Genomic DNA, 18,583 nt, shown 5'->3' on the forward strand with positions numbered 1-18,583 from the left:
GAACCACGCCAGGAACCCGCCCCATGTCCCGTCCCGCACAGCCTACCCGCCTCGCCCTCTGCTTGGCCCTGAGCCTGGCGCCCCTGGCCCCGGGCTGGGCCGAAGACGCACCGGCCAGCCCGCCCGGCCCGGCGGTGGCGCCGGCGACGCCCGCGCGCCCGGCCCTGGAGGAACGCAGCCAGGACGAAGCCAGCGCCCTGCAGCAGCGCCTGCCGCAGAAACAGCAACAGACGCTGCAGGCCGGCGAGGAAAGCTTCCTCGCCCTATGGCTGCCGGCCAACGCGCCGCAGGCCGAGGGCGTGGTGATCATCGTCCCCGGCGATGGCGAGAACCCCGACTGGCCGGTGGCGGTGGGCCCGCTGCGGCGCAAGCTGCCCGACGCCGGCTGGCAGACCCTCGCCCTCGGCCTGCCCGACCCGCAGGACAGCCAGCCGGCGCCGCGCAGGGAAAGCGCGGACAAGGCCGCCGCCGACAGCGACGCCGGCGCCAGCAGCAAGGACGTTCAGGGCGAATCCGGCGCCGCCACGCCCACCCCGGAAAGCACCGCCGAAGCCGGCAGCGGCGAGCCGGCCCAGGCCAGCAGCGAAGCGCCGCCGGCGCCAGATGCGGCCATCGAGCGGCGCAAGGCCTATGCCGACCGAGTCATGGCGCGCATCCAGGCCGGCCTCGACTTCGCCCTGCAAGGCAAGCCCAAGAGCATCGTCCTTCTCGGCCACGGCACCGGCGCCTACTGGGCGGCGCGCTACCTGGCCGAGCGCGAGCCCGGCGAAATCCACAACCTGCTGATCGTCAACGCCGAAGTGCCGCGGGACTTCCGCCCGGCGCTGGAAGACATGGTGCCGCGCCTGCAACTGGCCACCGGCGACTTCTATTACAAGGACAGGCGCGTCGACCGCGACGCCGCCAAGGCCCGCTTGCAGGCAAGCCGGCGCGAGACCGGCAAGACCTACGTGCAGATTGGCATGAACGCCCTGCCGGCCGACCGCGCCACCGAGCAGGACCAGCTCTACCGGCGCATCCGCGGGTGGCTGTCGCTGCACATCAAGCAGGCACCCGCAGAGTAAACCGGCCCCGAGCCCTAGCGGAAACCGCGGCGCTCGCGGACCAGGGCATAGGCCTGCTGGATCTCGCGGGTCTTCTCGGTGGCGGCGGCGATGCGCGCCTCGCCGGCGCCGGCCAGCTTGTCCGGGTGGTGCTGGCTGATCAGCCGGCGGTAGGCGCGCTTGATCTCCTCCACCGGGCTGTCGTCTTCCACCCCCAGCAGGCGCAGGGCCTGGCGATAGCTTTCCGCCCGGCTCGGCGGCGCGCGCAGGGCCTCGGCGCCGGCGGCCAGGGACAGCACGGTGGCGCGCGGCAGGCCGAAGCCCTCGCCCCAGCGCAGGATCAGCGCCTTCTCCGCCGCGCTCGGCGCGCCGGCCGCCCAGGCCATGCGCCAGCAAGCCTGCAGCAGGCCGTCGACGCTGGGCCGCTGGCCCCGGCACTGCTGCACGCCCTCCTCCAGGCGCGAGCCGCCCTGCTTGCCGCGGTTGAAGGCATCGATGGCGCGCAGGCGCCCGGCCTCGTCCAGGCCCAGGCGCAACATTTCCGCCCGCGCCTGCTGGATGTGCGCGTCCTGCACGCGGCCACGGCTCTTGGCCACCCGGCCGAGCAGGAGGAACAGCAGTTCCTCCTCCGGTACCCGCGCGCCGCCGCGCAGCTCATCGAGCAGTTCGCGCCAGCTGCGTCGGCGCAGGCGGCGGTCCAGCACCTGGCCGAGCAGGCCGCCGAGCATGGCCCCGGGGATGCTCGCCAGCGCCCAGCCGGCGACTATGCCTATCAGGGTGCCCGGCCAGAACATTCAGCCGGCCGCCAGCAGACGTTCGACTTCGGCCAGGCGCTCGTGGGTGCCGACGTCCACCCAGCGCCCGCGGTGCAGCTCGCCGCTGACGCGGCCGGCGGCCATGGCCTCGCGCAGCAGCGGCGCCAGCCTGAAGGCACCGCCCGTGCAGGCGGCGAACAGCGCCGGGTGCAGTACGGCGATGCCGCTGTAGGTGTAGCTGGGCTCGCCTTCGCGATAGTCGCCGACGCGTTCACCTTCCAGGCGGAAGTCGCCGCGGGTGTTGTGCCCGGGGTTGTCCACCAGCACCAGGTGCGCCAGGTCGCCCTCGGCCAGCGCGCCCTGCAGGCGCGCGTAGTCGAAGTCGGTCCAGATGTCGCCGTTGACCAGGGCGAAGGGCGCCTCGCCCAGCAGCGGCAGGGCGCGAAAGATGCCGCCGCCGGTCTCCAGCGGCTCGCCTTCGGCGGAATAGCGGATGCCGACGCCGAAGCGCGAGCCATCGCCGAGGTAGTCCTCGATCTGCTGCCCCAGCCAGGCGTGGTTGATCACCAGGTCATGGAAGCCGGCGCGGCGCAAGGCCAGCAGTTGGTGCTCGATCAGCGGCCGGCCGCCGGCCGGCACCAGCGGCTTGGGCGTGTGCAATGTCAGCGGGCGCATGCGCTCGCCCTTGCCGGCGGCGAGGAGCATCGCCTTCATGGCGCCACCGGTTGCGGCAGCTCGGCGAGCAGCGCACCCAGGTCGGCCAGCTCGGGCCGGCGGGCGACGACGCTGTCGAGGTAGCGGAAGAAGCGCGGCACGTCGCCCAGGTAGCGCGGCTTGCCGTCGCGGTGGCAGATGCGCGCGAAGATGCCGATCACCTTCAGGTGGCGCTGCACGCCCATCAGGTCGCTGGCGCGGAAGAATTCCTCGAAGGTCGGCGGCAGCGCGATGCCGGCGGCCTGGGCCTTGCGCCAGTAGCGGCTGAGGCCGTCGTGCACGCGCGGCTCGGGCCAGCTGAGGAAGGCGTCCTTATAAAGGCAGGTGACGTCGTAGGTCACCGGGCCGTACACCGCATCCTGAAAATCGAGGATGCCGGGGTTCGGCTCGCTGAGCATCAGGTTGCGCGGCATGTAGTCACGGTGCACCAGCACCCGCGGCTGCTCCAGCGCGCTGCTCACCAGGCGGTCGCAGGTGCGCTGCCAGCGCGCCAGTTGCTCGCCTTGCAGCTCGATGTTCAGGTGACAGCCCAGGTACCACTCGGGGAACAGGCCCAGCTCGCGGCGCAGCAGCGCCTCGTCGTAGGCCGGCAGGCGGCCTTCAGCCGGCACCTGCTGGAAGGCCACCAAGGCGTCCAGGGCATCCTCGAAGAGTTCCTCGGCGTTCTGCGGGTTGAGCACGTCCAGGTAGGTCTGGCGGCCCAGGTCGTCGAGCAGCAGCAAGCCCTGCTCCAGGTCCTGGGCAAGAATCCGCGGCACATGCACGCCGGCCTCGGCGAGCATGCCGGCCACCTTGACGAAGGGGCGGCAGTCCTCCTGGGGCGGCGGCGCGTCCATGACGATCAGCGTGCGGCCCTCGCCCTGCCAGCGGAAATAGCGGCGGAAGCTGGCGTCGCTGCTGGCCGGGGTGAGCTCGGCGGGTGGCACCGGCCCCCATCCCTCGGCACTGAACACTACGGGTAAACAAGAGTCCAACCAGCGATTCAGGAGCTGGTAACGGGCATCCTCAGACATCTTTGGGGGTTCTCCACGGCCCTAGCCGTTGCGCGGGTCATGCTTTATTATCCAGCATCTTTTTGAGCCCATCGAGTGGCTATGGCCGAATCTGGCCGATGGCTCGCAGGAAGCCCGGATTAACAAGATGGCAGTGATTCTCCCCGTGTTCCGTAGAAAGTTCCCCTTACTGGTGACCGGTGGCCTGCTGGCTATGCAGCCGCTCGCTTCCTCGACCGCCACGGCGGCCGAACAGTTCAACTGCACCCCCTCCGGCGGCAGCTGGGACTGCTCCTCGCAGCAGCCGGCCAGCGCCCTGCCGCCGCGTCCGGAGCATACCGAAAGCTCGGTCAGCACCCGCGCCAGCGGCGAAACCGTCGCCGGCGGTGCGGCAGCCGGAGCCGAAGAGCCCAGGCAGAAGCTGGTCACCGAGAGCGGCGGCAAAGGCCTCAAGTCGCGCAGCGCCGACTACAGCCACCTCGACTGGGTCCCGCGGGAGAAGCTCACCGCCGCCCAGCTGGCGGAGGTCGGCCTGTACTGCAGCGGCGCCTACATCGAACCGACCCGCCCGGGCATGAACGACAAGACCCCGCGCGACGAGGCCCCGACCTACGTCTCGGCGAAGGTCTCGCGCTACGAGCAGGAGTCGCAGGTCGCGACCCTGGCCGGCAACGTGGTCCTGCGCCAGGGCAGCATGCAGGTGGAAGCCGACGAGGCCAACCTGCACCAGGCCGAGAACCGCGGCGAGCTGGCCGGCAACGTGCGCCTGCGCGACAACGGCGCGCTCATCGTCGGCGACCACGCCGACCTGCAACTGGACAACGGCGAGGCGAAGATCGACAACGCCGAGTACGTCATGCACCAGGCCCAGGTCCGCGGCAGCGCGCTCTACGCCAAGCGCCAGGAAGACGCCATCATCCAGCTCAAGGACGGGACCTACACCCGTTGCGAGCCGGGCAGCAACTCCTGGTACGTCAAGGGCAACAACATCAAGCTGAACCCGGCCACCGGCTTCGGCACCGCGACCAACGCGACCCTGCGGGTGAAGGACATTCCGGTGTTCTACACCCCCTACATCTATTTCCCGATCGACGATCGCCGCCAGTCCGGCTTCCTGCCCCCCACCCTGGGCAGCACCAGCGACACCGGCATGTTCGTGGTCACCCCGTACTACTTCAACCTGGCGCCGAACTACGACGCCACGCTGTTCCCGCGCTACATGGCCAAGCGTGGCCTGATGATGGAAGGCGAGTTCCGCTACCTGACCCACAGCAGCGAAGGCCAGGTCAACGCCGCCTACCTGAACGACAGGGACGACGGCCGCGAGGGCCAGCCGCACTTCACCGACCAGCGCTGGATGTACGGCTGGAAGAACACCAGCGGCCTGGATTCACGCTGGCTGGCGCAGGTCGACTACACCCGCATCAGCGACCCGTACTACTTCCAGGACCTGGACACCTCCCTGGGCCTGGGCTCGCCGACCTACGTGAACCAGCAGGGCGCCCTGACCTACCGTGGCGACGACTTCACCGCGCGCCTCAACGCCCAGGCCTACCAGCTGGCCACCGTGACCGACGTGACCCCCTACGACCGCCTGCCGCAGCTGACCCTCGACGGTCGCCTGCCCTATCACCCGGGCGGCCTGGAGTTCACCTACGGCAGCGAACTGGTGCGCTTCGACCGCAACCTGGACGAGGACGTCTACTTCGACGCCGACGGCAACGTGCTCGGCCAGCGCCCGGACGTGAACATCTCCGGCCTGGCCCGCGCCACCGGCGACCGCGCGCACTTCGAGCCCGGCATCAGTCTGCCGCTGGCCAGCAGTTGGGGCTTCCTGACGCCGACGCTGAAGGCGATGTACACCAAGTACGACCTGGACCTGGACGGCCAGGGCAAGGCACAGCTGAACAGCGCCACCAACTATGGCGAAGTCAGCTACGACAGCAGCCCGGACCGCTCGCTGCCGCTGGCCAAGCTCGATGGCGGCCTGTACTTCGACCGCGACACCACGTTCGGCGGCACCAAGTTCCGCCAGACCCTGGAGCCGCGCGCCATGTACCTGTACGTGCCGTACCGCAACCAGGACAACCTGCCGAGCTTCGACACCGGCGAGTTCAACTTCAGCTACGACTCGCTGTGGCGCGAGAACCGCTTCACCGGCAAGGACCGCATCGGCGACGCCAACCAGTTGTCCCTGGGCGCCACCTCGCGCTTCATCGAGGACAACGGCTTCGAGCGCGCCTCCGTCAGCGCCGGCCAGATCTACTACTTCTCCGACCGCCGCGTGCAGCTGCCGGGCCTGACCGAGAAGTACATCCGCAACTACAACCTGGCGAACCCGAACAACCCGATCGACAACCCCGACGCGGACACCTGGCGCTCGCCCTACGCCCTGCAGGGCGTCTATCGCTTCAACCACGACTGGCGCCTGAGCTCGGACTACAACTGGAACCCCAACACGCACCACACCGACAGCGGCAGCGTGATGTTCCACTACCAGCCCGAAGCCGAGCCGCAGAAGGTGTTCAACGCCGGCTACCGCTACCGCGCGGACAGCAAGTCGTTCGACCCGAACCTCGGCCGCTTCAGCTACAACAGCGACGAGTACAAGATCGAGCAGCACGACTTCTCGGTCATCTGGCCGATCGTCCCGCAGTGGAGCGCGATCGCCCGCTGGCAGTACGACTACAACCAGAACCGTACCCTCGAGGCCCTCGGCGGCTTCGAATACGACAGCTGCTGCTGGAAACTGCGACTGGTCAACCGCTACTGGCTGAAGTACGACGACGACAACTTCTACACGTCCGACTCGAAAGCCGACCGCGGCATCTTCCTGCAAATCATCCTCAAGGGCCTTGGCGGCGTTGTAGGCAACCAAGTCGAAGGCTTCCTCGACCAAGGCATCCAAGGTTATCGTCAACGTGAAGACAGCTCTATGTAATGCCCTGCGCCCGCTGATGCTGGGCGCCCTGCTGGTCTGTTCCGCAGCCCACGCCGAAGTCACCCCGCTGGACCGTGTCGTGGCCATCGTCGACAACGACGTGGTCATGCAGAGCCAGCTCGACCAACGCCTGCGCGAAGTCCGCCAGACCATCGAGAAGCGCGGCGCGCCGCTGCCCCCCGAGCACGTGCTGACCCAGCAGGTACTGGAGCGCCTCATCATCGAGGACATCCAGCTGCAGATCGGCGAGCGCTCCGGCATCCGCATCACCGACGAGGAACTGAACCAGGCCATGGGCACCATCGCCCAGCGCAACAACCTGAGCCTGGACCAGTTCCGCGCCGCCCTCTCCCGCGACGGCCTGTCCTACGACGACGCCCGCGAGCAGGTGCGCCGTGAGATGATCATCAGCCGCGTGCGCCAGCGCCGCGTGGCCGAGCGCATCCAGGTCAGCGACCAGGAAGTGCAGAACTTCCTGGCCTCGGACCTGGGCAAGATCCAGCTCTCCGAAGAGTACCGCCTGGCCAACATCCTCATCCCGGTGCCGGACGGCGCTTCGCCGGAAACCCTCCAGGCCGCCGGCAGGCAGGCCCAGGAGGTCTACCAGCAGCTCAAGCAGGGCGCCGACTTCAACCAGCTGGCGATTTCCCGCTCGGCCGGCGACAACGCTCTGGAAGGCGGCGAGATCGGCTGGCGCAAGGCCGCCCAGCTGCCTTCGCCGTTCGACGGCATGATCGGCAGCCTGGCCGTGGGCGACGTCACCGAGCCGGTGCGCACCCCCGGCGGCTTCATCATCCTCAAGCTGGAAGAGAAGCGCGGCGGCAGCAAGATGGTGCGCGACGAGGTGCATGTCCGCCACATCCTGCTCAAGCCCAGCGAAATCCGCAGCGACGAGGAAACCCAGAAGCTGGCGCAGAAGCTCTACGAGCGCATCCAGAGCGGCGAGGACTTCGGCAAGCTGGCCAAGCAGTTCTCCGAAGACCCGGGCTCGGCACTGCACGGCGGCGACCTCAACTGGGTCGATCCGGAATCCCTGGTTCCGGAGTTCCGCGACGTGATGAACAGCATCCCGCAGAACCAGTTGTCCAAGCCGTTCCGCTCGCCGTTCGGCTGGCACATCCTGGAAGTCCTCGGTCGCCGCGCCACCGACAGCAGCGACAAGTTCCGCGAGCAGCAGGCCGCCCAGGTCCTGCGCAACCGCAAGTACGACGAGGAACTGCAGGCCTGGCTGCGGCAGATCCGCGACGAAGCCTACGTCGAGATCAAGCTGTAAGCGTCCCGCGCAATACAGGAACCCGGCCCCAAGGCCGGGTTTCTTTTTATCCGCGCCACGCTTCGGCGTAGAGTGGGCCCATACCGAACAACCCCGGCCGCCCGGCGCGACCGAAGCCCTAGAGACACCCGCCATGCAAGCCTCCAAGCCATTCGCCCTCACCCCCGGAGAGCCGGCCGGCATCGGCCCGGACCTGTGCCTGCTGCTGTCCCGCGAGGCCCAGCCCCACCCGCTGGTAGCCATCGCCAGCCGGCAGATGCTGGCCGAGCGCGCCGCCCTGCTGGGCCTGGACATCCAGTTGCTGGAAACCGGCCCGGGCCAGTGGCCGCAGGCGCCCGCCCCGGCAGGCTCGCTCTACGTCTGGGATACCCCATTGGGGGCGCCGGTGAAGCCCGGCCAGCTCGACCCGGCCAACGCCGGCTATGTGCTGCAGACCCTGACCCACGCCGGCCAGGGCTGCCTGGACGGCAGCTTCGCCGGGATGATCACCGCGCCGGTGCACAAGGGCGTGATCAACGAAGGCGGCGTGGCCTTCTCCGGGCACACCGAGTTCCTCGCCGAGCTGACCCACACCCCGCAGGTGGTGATGATGCTCGCCACCCGCGGCCTGCGCGTGGCGCTGGTGACCACCCACCTGCCGCTGCGCGAGGTGGCCGACGCCATCACGCCCGAACGCCTGGCGCGCGTCACCCGCATCCTGCATGCCGACCTGCGCGACAAGTTCGGCCTGGCCGAGCCGCGCATCCTGGTCTGCGGCCTCAACCCCCACGCCGGCGAGGGCGGCCACCTGGGCCACGAGGAAATCGACGTCATCGAGCCCACCCTGGAGCGCCTGCGCGGCGAAGGCATGCAACTGATCGGCCCGCTGCCGGCCGACACCCTGTTCACCCCCAAGCACCTGGAGCACTGCGACGCGGTGCTGGCCATGTACCACGACCAGGGCCTGCCGGTACTCAAGTACAAGGGCTTCGGCGCGGCGGTGAACGTCACCCTGGGCCTGCCGATCATCCGCACCTCGGTGGACCACGGCACCGCCCTGGACCTGGCCGGCACCGGCCGCATCGACGGCGGCAGCCTGCAGGTGGCGCTGGAGACGGCCTACCAGATGGCGGCCGCTCGCGCCGGCAGCCAGTAGTGGCAAGCGGCAAGCGGAGCTAGCTGGTAAACTTTTCTCCTTTTGAACACCGCTTTGGCTCTTGCTTGTCGCTTGCAGCTTGAAGCCTGGAGCCGCCTTTATGTCCGAGCTTTTCCAACATCGCGCGCGCAAGCGCTTCGGCCAGAACTTCCTGCACGACGCCGGGGTGATCCACCGCATCCTGCGCGCCATCGCCCCCAAGGAAGGCCAGCACCTGCTGGAGATCGGCCCGGGCCAGGGCGCCCTGACCGAAGGCCTGGTGGACAGCGGCGCGCAGCTGGACGTGATCGAGCTCGACCTCGACCTGATCCCGCAGCTGAAATGGCGCTTCGGCCTCAAGCCGAACTTCCGCCTGCACCAGGGCGACGCCCTGAAGTTCGACTTCGCCACCCTGCCCCAGGCCGGCGAGAAGCTGCGGGTTGTCGGCAACCTGCCCTACAACATCTCCACGCCGCTGATCTTCCACCTGCTGGAGCACGCCGGGATCATCCAGGACATGCACTTCATGCTGCAGAAGGAAGTGGTCGAGCGCCTGGCCGCCGAGCCCGGCGGCGGCGACTGGGGCCGGCTGTCGATCATGGTCCAGTACTTCTGCAAGGTGGACTACCTGTTCACCGTCGGCCCCGGCGCCTTCAACCCGCCGCCCAAGGTGGAGTCGGCCATCGTCCGCCTGGCGCCCTACGCCGAGCCGCCGCACCCGGCCAAGGACCACCGCCTGCTCGAACGCATCGTCCGCGAAGCCTTCAACCAGCGCCGCAAGACCCTGCGCAACACCCTGCGCAGCCTGATGTCCATCGAAGACATCGAAGCCGCCGGCGTCGACCCCAGCCTGCGCCCGGAACAGCTGGACGTGGCCGACTTCGTGCGCCTGGCCAACCGCCTGGCGGAACTGGCCCCCGAGCAGTGAAACCCTCGACGAGACGCCCGAGCCGAGCATGAGCGATCCCCGATACCAGATTTCCGTCAGTGTCACCACCCGCCACCTGCCCGAGCAATCGCAGCCGGAGCAGCAGCGCTACGTCTTCGCCTACACGGTGACCATCCACAACCAGGGCGAGCAGGCGGCCAAGCTGCTCAGCCGCCACTGGATCATCACCGACGGCGACGGCCACGTGCAGGAAGTGCGCGGCGCCGGCGTGGTGGGCGAGAAGCCGCTGATCGAGCCGGGCGCCAGCCATACCTACACCAGCGGCACCGTGCTGGCCACCAAGGTCGGCAGCATGTCCGGCAGTTACCAGATGGTCGCCGCCGATGGCCACCATTTCGACGCCGAGATCCCGGTGTTCCGCCTCGCCGTTCCCGGAGCGCTGCACTGATGGCCACCTACGCCGTGGGCGACCTGCAGGGTTGCCTGGAGCCGCTCAAGCAACTGCTGCAGCGGGTAGCCTTCGACCCCGCCCGCGACAAGCTGTGGCTGGTCGGCGACCTGGTCAACCGCGGCCCGCAGTCGCTGGAAACCCTGCGCTACCTCTACGCCATGCGCGATTCGGTGGTCTGCGTGCTGGGCAACCACGACCTGCACCTGCTGGCCGTGGCCTACAACGCCGAGCGCCTGAAGAAGGCCGACACCCTGCGCGAAATCCTCGAGGCGCCGGAGCGCGACGACCTGCTCGACTGGCTGCGCAACATGCCCCTGGTGCACTACGACGCCCAGCGCGACGTCACCCTGGTGCATGCCGGCATCCCGCCGCAGTGGAGCATCGAGAAGTCCCTGCAGCGCGCCGCCGAGGTGGAGGAAGCCCTGCGCGACGACCAGCGCCTGCCGCTGTTCCTCGAAGGCATGTACGGCAACGAGCCGGCCAAGTGGGACAAGAAGCTGCACGGCATCGACCGCCTGCGGGTGATCACCAACTACTTCACCCGCATGCGCTTCTGCACCCCCGACGGCAAGCTCGACCTCAAGAGCAAGGAAGGCCTGGGCACCGCGCCGGAAGGCTATGCCCCCTGGTTCAGCTACCCCGCTCGCAAGGCCGCCGGGCGCAAGATCATCTTCGGCCACTGGGCGGCGCTGGAAGGCCAGTGCGACGTGCCCGGCCTCTACGCACTGGACACCGGCTGCGTGTGGGGCGGTAGCATGACCCTGCTGAACGTCGACAGCGGCGAACGCATCGCCTGCAGCTGCGCCGGCAACGCCGGCTGAGCCCACCCACAGAGCAGAGAACATGAGCGAATTCAAGCGCATCGCCCCCGAACAGGCCCACCAGCTGCGCCAGGCCGGCGCCCAGGTGGTGGATATCCGCGACCCGCAGAGCTACGCCCTGGGCCACGTGAGCGGTTCCCGCCACATCGACAACTACTCGGTGGCCGATTTCATCCGCCAGGCCGACCTCGACGCCCCGCTGCTGGTGTTCTGCTACCACGGCAATTCCAGCCAGAGCGCGGCTGCCTACTTCGTCCAGCAGGGCTTCACCGACGTGTACAGCGTCGACGGCGGCTTCGAACTGTGGCGCAGCGTCTATCCCGCGGATACCAGCAGCGGCCAGGCGGACTGAGGGGCCCGGCCGAGGTTCCACAAATAAATCTGTAACTTCTCACCCGATTCCCCTTTACAGGCCGGATAACGAACTATCCTTTTCCTCAGGCCATCCAAAAGGGGAGAGCCGGCCCACCGGCTTCCGGGAATCGGCAGTGACCATTTGGGGCGGTTCAGGGCGCAAGCCAGGTACCGTTGGAGTTCTGGGGGAAATTCGCCGGCCACGCTGGCAGCCCGTCCGCACCCACTCACACCGATCCCGTGCCGGCTCCATGCATCGAGCGAGGAGACGTCATGAGTATTTTCAGTCACTTCCAGGAACGCTTCGAAGCGACCCGCCAGGAGGAATACTCCCTGCAGGAGTACCTGGATATCTGCAAGCAGGACAAGACCGCCTACGCCACCGCGGCCGAGCGCATGCTGATGGCCATCGGCGAGCCGGAACTGCTGGATACCTCCACCGACCCACGGCTGTCGCGAATCTTTTCCAACAAGGTGATCCGCCGCTACCCGGCGTTCGCCGACTTCCACGGCATGGAAGAATGCATCGACCAGATCGTCGCCTTCTTCCGCCACGCGGCCCAGGGCCTGGAAGAAAAGAAACAGATCATCTACCTGCTCGGCCCGGTGGGCGGCGGCAAGTCGTCCCTGGCGGAAAAGCTCAAGCAACTGATGGAGAAGGTGCCCTTCTACGCCATCAAGGGCTCGCCGGTATTCGAATCGCCCCTGGGGCTGTTCAACCCGGATGAGGACGGCGCCATCCTCGAGGAAGACTACGGCATCCCGCGGCGCTACCTGCGCTCGATCATGTCGCCGTGGGCGACCAAGCGGCTCAACGAGTTCGGCGGCGACATCAGCCAGTTCCGCGTGGTCAAGCTGCACCCCTCGATCCTCAACCAGATCGCCATCGCCAAGACCGAGCCGGGGGACGAGAACAACCAGGACATCTCCGCCCTGGTGGGCAAGGTGGACATCCGCAAGCTCGAGGAGTACCCGCAGAACGACGCCGACGCCTACAGCTACTCGGGCGCGCTGTGCCGGGCCAACCAGGGCCTGATGGAATTCGTCGAGATGTTCAAGGCGCCGATCAAGGTCCTGCACCCGCTGCTGACCGCCACCCAGGAGGGCAACTACAACAGCACCGAGGGCCTGGGCGGGCTGCCCTACAGCGGCATCATCCTCGCCCACTCCAACGAATCGGAGTGGCACAGCTTCCGCAACAACAAGAACAACGAGGCCTTCATCGACCGTATCTACATCGTCAAGGTCCCGTACTGCCTGCGCGTCACCGACGAGATCAAGATCTACGACAAGCTTTTGATCAACAGCTCGCTGGCCCACGCGCACTGCGCCCCGGACACCCTGAAGATGCTCTCGCAGTTCTCCGTGCTGTCGCGCCTGAAGGAGCCGGACAACTCCAACATCTACTCGAAGATGCGCGTCTACGACGGCGAGAACCTCAAGGACACCGATCCCAAGGCCAAGTCGATCCAGGAATACCGCGATGCCGCGGGGGTCGACGAAGGCATGGCCGGGCTTTCCACCCGCTTCGCCTTCAAGATCCTCTCCAAGGTGTTCAACTTCGACCCGCACGAGGTGGCGGCCAACCCGGTGCACCTGCTCTACGTGCTGGAGCAGCAGATCGAGCAGGAACAGTTCCCGCCGGAAACCCGCGAGCGCTACCTGCGCTTCATCAAGGAATACCTGGCGCCGCGCTACGTGGAATTCATCGGCAAGGAAATCCAGACCGCGTACCTTGAGTCCTACAGCGAATACGGCCAGAACATCTTCGACCGCTACGTGCTCTACGCCGACTTCTGGATCCAGGACCAGGAATACCGCGACCCGGAAACCGGCGAAATCCTCAACCGCGCCGCCCTCAACGAGGAGCTGGAGAAGATCGAGAAACCGGCCGGCATCAGCAACCCGAAGGATTTCCGCAACGAAATCGTCAACTTCGTGCTGCGCGCCCGCGCCGGCAACAACGGCAAGAACCCCAGCTGGCTGTCCTACGAGAAGCTGCGCGTGGTGATCGAGAAGAAAATGTTCTCCAACACCGAGGACCTGCTGCCGGTCATCAGCTTCAACGCCAAGGCCAGCAAGGAGGACCAGCAGAAACACAACGACTTCGTCCGGCGCATGGTCGAGCGCGGCTACACCGAGAAGCAGGTGCGCCTGCTTTCCGAGTGGTACTTGCGGGTACGCAAGTCGCAGTAACCCAAAAGCCGCTCAAGGCTGGAGGCTGAACGCTGGACGACAAGTGGCTCCCGTTCAGCCTCCAGCCTCCGGCCTTCAGCCCGGAGGGCTCGTATGAGCTACGTGATTGATCGCCGTCTGAACGGCAAGAACAAGAGCACGGTGAACCGCCAGCGCTTCCTGCGGCGTTACCGTGAGCACATCAAAAAGGCGGTCGAGGAGGCCGTCAGCCGGCGCTCGATCACCGACATGGAGCACGGCGAACAGATCAGCATCCCCGGCCGCGACATCGACGAACCCATCCTTCACCACGGCCGTGGCGGGCGGCAGACCATCGTCCACCCGGGCAACAAGGAATTCACCACCGGCGAGCACATCGCCCGGCCCCAGGGCGGCGGCGGTGGCCGTGGCGGCGGCAAGGCCAGCAACCAGGGCGAGGGGATGGACGACTTCGTCTTCCAGATCACCCAGGAGGAATTCCTCGACTTCATGTTCGAGGACCTGGAACTGCCCAACCTGGTCAAGCGCCACATCACCGGCAGCGACACCTTCAAGACCGTGCGCGCCGGCATCAGCAACGACGGCAACCCCTCGCGCATCAACATCGTCCGCACCCTGCGCTCGGCCCACGCCCGGCGCATCGCCCTGACCGGCTCCACCCGCGGCAAGCTGCGCGCCGCCGTGGCCGAACTGGAACGGCTCAAGCGCGAGGAACCGGACAACCTCGGCGACATCCAGGCGCTGGAGCAGGAAATCACCCGCATGCGCGCGCGCATAGACCGCGTGCCCTTCCTGGACACCTTCGACCTCAAGTACAACCTGCTGATCAAGCAGCCCAACCCCACCTCCCAGGCGGTGATGTTCTGCCTGATGGACGTCTCCGGCTCCATGACCCAGGCGACCAAGGACATCGCCAAGCGCTTCTTCATCCTCCTGTACCTGTTCCTCAAGCGGAACTACGAGAAGATCGAAGTGGTGTTCATCCGCCACCACACCAGCGCCCGCGAGGTGGACGAGGAAGAATTCTTCTATTCCCGGGAGACCGGCGGCACCATCGTCTCCAGCGCGCTGAAGATGATGCAGGAGATCATGGCCGAGCGTTACCCCACCCACGAGTGGAACATCTACGCGGCCCAGGCCTCCGACGGCGACAACTGGAATGACGATTCGCCCGTCTGCCGCGATATCCTGATGAAACAGATCATGCCGTTCGTGCAGTACTACACCTACGTCGAGATCACCCCGCGCGAGCACCAGGCGCTGTGGTTCGAGTACGAACGGGTGCGCGAAGCCTTCGAAGACAGCTTCGCCCAGCAGCAGATCGTCTCCGCCGCGGACATCTACCCGGTGTTCCGCGAACTGTTCCAGAGGAGGCTAGTCGCATGAGCAAGCGCCAGCCCATCGCCACCGGGTCGGAATGGACCTTCGAGCTGATCCGCCAGTACGACCGGGAGATCAGCCGTATCGCCGAGCGCTACGCGCTGGACACCTACCCGAACCAGATCGAGGTCATCACCGCCGAGCAGATGATGGACGCCTACGCCTCGGTCGGCATGCCCATCGGTTATAACCACTGGTCCTACGGCAAGCATTTCCTCAGCACGGAAAAGAACTACAAGCGCGGGCAGATGGGCCTGGCGTACGAGATCGTCATCAACTCCGACCCCTGCATCGCCTACCTGATGGAGGAAAACACCCAGTGCATGCAGGCGCTGGTGATTGCCCACGCCTGCTACGGGCACAACAGCTTCTTCAAGGGCAACTACCTGTTCCGCACCTGGACCGACGCCAGCTCGATCATCGACTACCTGGTGTTCGCCAAGCAGTACATCATGCAATGCGAGGAGCGCTACGGCATCGATGCGGTGGAAGACCTGCTGGACTCCTGCCACGCCCTGATGAACTACGGCGTCGACCGCTACAAGCGGCCCTACCCCATCTCCGCCGAGGAAGAGCGGCAGCGCCAGAAGGAACGCGAGGAACTCATCCAGCGCCAGGTCAACGACCTGTGGCGGACCATCCCGCGCGCCGCCGGCAAGGACAAGGAACAGGAACTGGCGCGCTACCCCAGCGAGCCGCAGGAGAACATCCTCTACTTCATCGAGAAGAACGCCCCGCTGCTGGAGCCCTGGCAGCGCGAGGTGGTGCGCATCGTGCGCAAGGTGGCGCAGTACTTCTACCCGCAGCGCCAGACCCAGGTGATGAACGAAGGCTGGGCGACCTTCTGGCACTACACCCTGATCAACGACCTCTACGACGAGGGCCTGGTCACCGACGGCTTCATGATGGAGTTCCTCCAGTACCACACCAGCGTGGTCTACCAGCCCGGCTTCGACAGCCCCTACTACAGCGGCATCAACCCCTACGCCCTGGGCTTCGCCATGTACCGCGACATCCGTCGCATCTGCGAGGAGCCCACCGAGGAAGACCGCCGCTGGTTCCCCGACTACGCCGGCAGCGACTGGCTGGCCACCCTCAAGTTCGCCATGAAGAGCTTCAAGGACGAGAGCTTCGTGCTGCAGTTCCTCTCGCCCAAGGTGATCCGCGAGTTCAAGCTGTTCAGCATCCTCGACGACGACCAGAAGGACGACCTGCTGGTCGACGCCATCCACGACGACGACGGCTACCGCAAGATCCGCGAGACCCTCGCCGCGCAGTACAACCTGGGCAACCGCGAGCCCAACGTGCAGATCTGGAACGTCGACCGCCGCGGCGACCGTTCCCTGACCCTGCGCCACCAGCAGCACGACCGCCAGCCGCTGGGCGAATCCACCGAGGACGTGATGAAGCACCTGCACCGCCTGTGGGGCTTCGACATCCACCTGGAAACCCTCAACGGCGAGCAGGTCGTGCAGACCCACCACATGCCCCCAAAGGGTGAACGCGAGAACGAGGACGGCTACCCGCGGCTGGACCTGATCATCCCGCCCATTTGATCGGTTGACCCTCCCCGGGGCAGGACCGAGCATGGCGCCAAGCCCAGCCGAGGTCGCCATGCGTCTTTTCGCCATCCTCCTGCTCTGCCTCGCTCTCGCGACCTGCACCACGCAGATCCCCCAGGCCCGGGTGACCCAGGCGGCGGACAGCCGCCTGGCCGGCCTGCAAGCCTTCCAGCTGATGCCCCCGGAAAACGCCGTCGACGCCCTGCCCTACGCCAGCCGCTACCCGCTGATCAACGCCTGGCTGCGCCAGGGCCTGGAGCAGCGCGGCTACCGCGAGGCCGGCGCCGCGCAACTGCGCGTCTACTACTGGCTGGCCCTGCGCGACGCGCCGCTGGAATTCAAGGTCGACGTGCCGCCGCCGCAATCCCTCGGCCCCTACCTGGCCATCCACCGCCTGCGCGACGAAACCGGCACCCTGCGCGTGCGCCTGACCGACCTGAAGGACCGGGTGCTCTGGGAAGGCACCGTCAGCACCGGGCTCAGCCCGGCCCACGCCAGCAGCGAACTGCTGCGCCACGCGGTCGAAGCACTGGTAAGCCAGATTCCCCAGGCCACCCCGTAGGATGGGTTGAGCTTGCGATACCCATGCGGTCGTGGTGATGGGTATCGCTCCGCTCAACACCATCCTACGGGGCGTGTTTGCCGTAGGAGCGGACCTTGTCCGCGATAGCCGGAGGTTCCGGCGCGATTCGCGGATGAGATCCGCTCCACGCCATTCCCCTGTAGGAGCGGGCCCTGCCCGCGATTCGCGCGCAGGGCGCGCGCCTACAGGCTTGCCCCCCACGCCCCGAAGCCCGAAGCTATCCCCCTGACAGGAGAAAGCTTCATGCAGATCTACAAGGTAGGCGGCGCCGTTCGCGACCGTCTGCTCGGCCAAACGGTCAGCGATACCGACTGGGTGGTGGTCGGCGCCAGCGCCGAAGACATGCTCGAGAAGGGCTACCGCCCGGTGGGCGCGGACTTTCCGGTATTCCTCCATCCCAAGACTGGCGAGGAATACGCCCTGGCCCGCACCGAACGCAAGAGCGGCCGCGGCTACGGCGGCTTCACCTTCTATGCCAGCCCCGACGTGAGCCTGGAAGAAGACCTGGTGCGCCGCGACCTCACCATCAACGCCATGGCCGAGGACGATAACGGCCGGCTGATCGACCCCTACGGCGGCCAGCGCGACCTCGAAGCCCGCCTGCTGCGCCACGTCTCCCCGGCCTTCGTCGAAGACCCGCTGCGCGTGCTGCGCGTGGCCCGCTTCGCCGCGCGCTTCGCGCCGCTGGACTTCAAGGTCGCCGACGAAACCCTGGCGCTGATGCGCGAGCTGTCCGAATCCGGCGAGCTGGAAGCCCTGACGCCCGAACGCAGCTGGAAGGAAATCGCCCGCGCGCTGATGGAAGCCCGCCCCGACGTGTTCGTCCAGGTGCTGCGCGACTGCGGCGCCCTGGCCGTGCTGATGCCCGAGGTCGACGCCCTGTTCGGCGTGCCGCAACCAGCCCAGCACCACCCGGAAATCGACACCGGCGAACACCTGCTGGCCGTGCTGCGCCAGTGCGCCGAGCACCGCCAGCCATTGACCGTGCGCTGGGCCTGCCTGCTCCACGACCTGGGCAAGGCGCGCACCCGCCGCGAGGACTGGCCCCGGCACATCGCCCACGAACACCTGGGACTGCCGTTGATCGACGCGGTCAACGCCCGCTTCAAGGCGCCGCGCGACTGCCAGGAACTGGCGCGCCTGGTCGGCGAATACCACACCCACGCCCACCGCGCCCTGGAACTGCGGCCCAGCACCCTGCTGGAGCTGTTGCAGGCCTTCGACGTCTACCGCCGGCCGCAGCGCTTCGAGGAATTCATCGCCGCCAGCGAAATGGACGCCCGCGGCCGCCACGGCCTGGAAAACCGCGCTTATCCACAAGCCGACTACCTGCGCGGCGCCGCCAAGGCGGCCCGCGAAGTAGCGGTACAGCCATTGCTGGAAAAGGGCTTCAAGGGCGCGGAACTGGGCGAAGCCCTCAAGCGCGAACGCCTGAAGGCACTCAAGGCCTACAAGGAAGCCCACCCGTAGGGCGTATAACCGTTCGCGGTTATACGCCGCCACACCCAAACCACCGCCAACTCCAAGGCCAAACCC

Annotated in this window: 16 protein-coding genes; 13 read left to right on the forward strand and 3 right to left on the reverse strand. The window is 67.2% G+C overall.

What is annotated here, in order from left to right:
- The first annotated feature begins 23 nt into the window (after positions 1–23).
- The gene (locus tag M8R19_RS12910; protein ID WP_249917976.1) at positions 24–1,064 is read left to right on the forward strand and encodes an alpha/beta hydrolase family protein; all 1,041 of its coding nucleotides are present in this window, start codon (positions 24–26) and stop codon (positions 1,062–1,064) included.
- Between the two features lie 14 nt (positions 1,065–1,078).
- Here the strand turns inward: M8R19_RS12910 and M8R19_RS12915 are convergent, their stop codons facing one another.
- Genes M8R19_RS12915 through M8R19_RS12925 form a run of 3 tightly spaced genes read right to left on the reverse strand, consistent with a single transcriptional unit; the run spans position 1,079 to position 3,525 of the window.
- Entirely contained in the window at positions 1,079–1,837 is a 759-nt protein-coding gene (locus M8R19_RS12915) for a DnaJ domain-containing protein (protein WP_249917977.1), read from the reverse strand.
- Positions 1,838–2,512 carry an N-acetylmuramate alpha-1-phosphate uridylyltransferase MurU gene (murU, locus tag M8R19_RS12920; RefSeq protein ID WP_249917978.1) on the reverse strand — a complete coding sequence of 225 codons (675 nt, stop codon included), beginning with the start codon at positions 2,510–2,512 and terminating at the stop codon, positions 1,838–1,840.
- On the reverse strand, positions 2,509–3,525 hold the full coding sequence (locus tag M8R19_RS12925) for an aminoglycoside phosphotransferase family protein (protein ID WP_249917979.1): 1,017 nt from the start codon (positions 3,523–3,525) through the stop codon (positions 2,509–2,511). Before M8R19_RS12925 ends, murU begins: the two co-directional genes overlap by 4 nt.
- A 127-nt stretch (positions 3,526–3,652) precedes the next feature.
- Here M8R19_RS12925 and M8R19_RS12930 point away from each other — a divergent pair, with 127 nt between their 5' ends.
- The 12 genes from M8R19_RS12930 to M8R19_RS12985 all read left to right on the forward strand — a co-directional run bounded on the left by M8R19_RS12930 (position 3,653) and on the right by M8R19_RS12985 (position 18,517).
- Positions 3,653–6,445 carry an LPS-assembly protein LptD gene (locus M8R19_RS12930; RefSeq protein WP_249917980.1) on the forward strand — a complete coding sequence of 931 codons (2,793 nt, stop codon included), beginning with the start codon at positions 3,653–3,655 and terminating at the stop codon, positions 6,443–6,445.
- Positions 6,426–7,718, forward strand: coding sequence for a peptidylprolyl isomerase SurA (surA, locus tag M8R19_RS12935; protein WP_249917981.1), 1,293 nt, complete (start codon positions 6,426–6,428; stop codon positions 7,716–7,718). The genes M8R19_RS12930 and surA overlap by 20 nt, the downstream gene beginning before the upstream one ends.
- Positions 7,719–7,851: 133 nt before the next feature.
- Entirely contained in the window at positions 7,852–8,853 is a 1,002-nt protein-coding gene (gene pdxA, locus M8R19_RS12940; protein ID WP_116425443.1) for a 4-hydroxythreonine-4-phosphate dehydrogenase PdxA, read from the forward strand.
- A gap of 100 nt (positions 8,854–8,953) precedes the next feature.
- The gene (gene rsmA / locus M8R19_RS12945) at positions 8,954–9,760 is read left to right on the forward strand and encodes a 16S rRNA (adenine(1518)-N(6)/adenine(1519)-N(6))-dimethyltransferase RsmA (RefSeq protein WP_116425444.1); all 807 of its coding nucleotides are present in this window, start codon (positions 8,954–8,956) and stop codon (positions 9,758–9,760) included.
- 28 nt (positions 9,761–9,788) lie between these two features.
- Positions 9,789–10,169: a Co2+/Mg2+ efflux facilitator ApaG/CorD gene (gene apaG, locus M8R19_RS12950; protein ID WP_043319225.1), complete on the forward strand. Its 381-nt coding sequence runs from the start codon at positions 9,789–9,791 to the stop codon at positions 10,167–10,169.
- Positions 10,169–10,993: a symmetrical bis(5'-nucleosyl)-tetraphosphatase gene (locus M8R19_RS12955; protein WP_116425445.1), complete on the forward strand. Its 825-nt coding sequence runs from the start codon at positions 10,169–10,171 to the stop codon at positions 10,991–10,993. Before apaG ends, M8R19_RS12955 begins: the two co-directional genes overlap by 1 nt.
- 22 nt (positions 10,994–11,015) lie before the next feature.
- Positions 11,016–11,345 (forward strand): thiosulfate sulfurtransferase GlpE, encoded by a 330-nt coding sequence (gene glpE, locus M8R19_RS12960; RefSeq protein ID WP_116425446.1) that lies wholly within the window; start codon positions 11,016–11,018, stop codon positions 11,343–11,345.
- 275 nt (positions 11,346–11,620) lie between these two features.
- Positions 11,621–13,543: a PrkA family serine protein kinase gene (locus M8R19_RS12965; RefSeq protein WP_009615576.1), complete on the forward strand. Its 1,923-nt coding sequence runs from the start codon at positions 11,621–11,623 to the stop codon at positions 13,541–13,543.
- Positions 13,544–13,636: 93 nt separating this feature from the next.
- Complete coding sequence (locus M8R19_RS12970; RefSeq protein WP_058487628.1) at positions 13,637–14,908, forward strand: YeaH/YhbH family protein; 1,272 nt, start codon at positions 13,637–13,639, stop codon at positions 14,906–14,908.
- Positions 14,905–16,458 carry a SpoVR family protein gene (locus tag M8R19_RS12975; protein ID WP_074984341.1) on the forward strand — a complete coding sequence of 518 codons (1,554 nt, stop codon included), beginning with the start codon at positions 14,905–14,907 and terminating at the stop codon, positions 16,456–16,458. Before M8R19_RS12970 ends, M8R19_RS12975 begins: the two co-directional genes overlap by 4 nt.
- A 58-nt stretch (positions 16,459–16,516) precedes the next feature.
- Positions 16,517–17,026 carry a DUF4136 domain-containing protein gene (locus M8R19_RS12980; protein ID WP_249920174.1) on the forward strand — a complete coding sequence of 170 codons (510 nt, stop codon included), beginning with the start codon at positions 16,517–16,519 and terminating at the stop codon, positions 17,024–17,026.
- Positions 17,027–17,290: 264 nt separating this feature from the next.
- Positions 17,291–18,517 carry a multifunctional CCA addition/repair protein gene (locus tag M8R19_RS12985; protein WP_116425448.1) on the forward strand — a complete coding sequence of 409 codons (1,227 nt, stop codon included), beginning with the start codon at positions 17,291–17,293 and terminating at the stop codon, positions 18,515–18,517.
- Positions 18,518–18,583: the final 66 nt, after the last annotated feature.

The sequence above is a fragment of the Pseudomonas sp. R3.Fl genome, from assembly GCF_023516765.1.
In the GTDB taxonomy this organism is placed as follows: domain Bacteria; phylum Pseudomonadota; class Gammaproteobacteria; order Pseudomonadales; family Pseudomonadaceae; genus Pseudomonas; species Pseudomonas citronellolis.

What these genes read in the sequence shown, in the direction of transcription:
- M8R19_RS12910 (WP_249917976.1), top strand. Translation starts at nt 24, where the DNA reads ATGTCCCGTCCCGCACAGCCTACCCGCCTCGCCCTCTGCTTGGCCCTG.
- M8R19_RS12915 (WP_249917977.1), bottom strand. Translation starts at nt 1,837, where the DNA reads ATGTTCTGGCCGGGCACCCTGATAGGCATAGTCGCCGGCTGGGCGCTG.
- murU (WP_249917978.1), bottom strand. Translation starts at nt 2,512, where the DNA reads ATGAAGGCGATGCTCCTCGCCGCCGGCAAGGGCGAGCGCATGCGCCCG.
- M8R19_RS12925 (WP_249917979.1), bottom strand. Translation starts at nt 3,525, where the DNA reads ATGTCTGAGGATGCCCGTTACCAGCTCCTGAATCGCTGGTTGGACTCT.
- M8R19_RS12930 (WP_249917980.1), top strand. Translation starts at nt 3,653, where the DNA reads ATGGCAGTGATTCTCCCCGTGTTCCGTAGAAAGTTCCCCTTACTGGTG.
- pdxA (WP_116425443.1), top strand. Translation starts at nt 7,852, where the DNA reads ATGCAAGCCTCCAAGCCATTCGCCCTCACCCCCGGAGAGCCGGCCGGC.
- rsmA (WP_116425444.1), top strand. Translation starts at nt 8,954, where the DNA reads ATGTCCGAGCTTTTCCAACATCGCGCGCGCAAGCGCTTCGGCCAGAAC.
- apaG (WP_043319225.1), top strand. Translation starts at nt 9,789, where the DNA reads ATGAGCGATCCCCGATACCAGATTTCCGTCAGTGTCACCACCCGCCAC.
- M8R19_RS12955 (WP_116425445.1), top strand. Translation starts at nt 10,169, where the DNA reads ATGGCCACCTACGCCGTGGGCGACCTGCAGGGTTGCCTGGAGCCGCTC.
- glpE (WP_116425446.1), top strand. Translation starts at nt 11,016, where the DNA reads ATGAGCGAATTCAAGCGCATCGCCCCCGAACAGGCCCACCAGCTGCGC.
- M8R19_RS12965 (WP_009615576.1), top strand. Translation starts at nt 11,621, where the DNA reads ATGAGTATTTTCAGTCACTTCCAGGAACGCTTCGAAGCGACCCGCCAG.
- M8R19_RS12970 (WP_058487628.1), top strand. Translation starts at nt 13,637, where the DNA reads ATGAGCTACGTGATTGATCGCCGTCTGAACGGCAAGAACAAGAGCACG.
- M8R19_RS12975 (WP_074984341.1), top strand. Translation starts at nt 14,905, where the DNA reads ATGAGCAAGCGCCAGCCCATCGCCACCGGGTCGGAATGGACCTTCGAG.
- M8R19_RS12980 (WP_249920174.1), top strand. Translation starts at nt 16,517, where the DNA reads ATGCGTCTTTTCGCCATCCTCCTGCTCTGCCTCGCTCTCGCGACCTGC.
- M8R19_RS12985 (WP_116425448.1), top strand. Translation starts at nt 17,291, where the DNA reads ATGCAGATCTACAAGGTAGGCGGCGCCGTTCGCGACCGTCTGCTCGGC.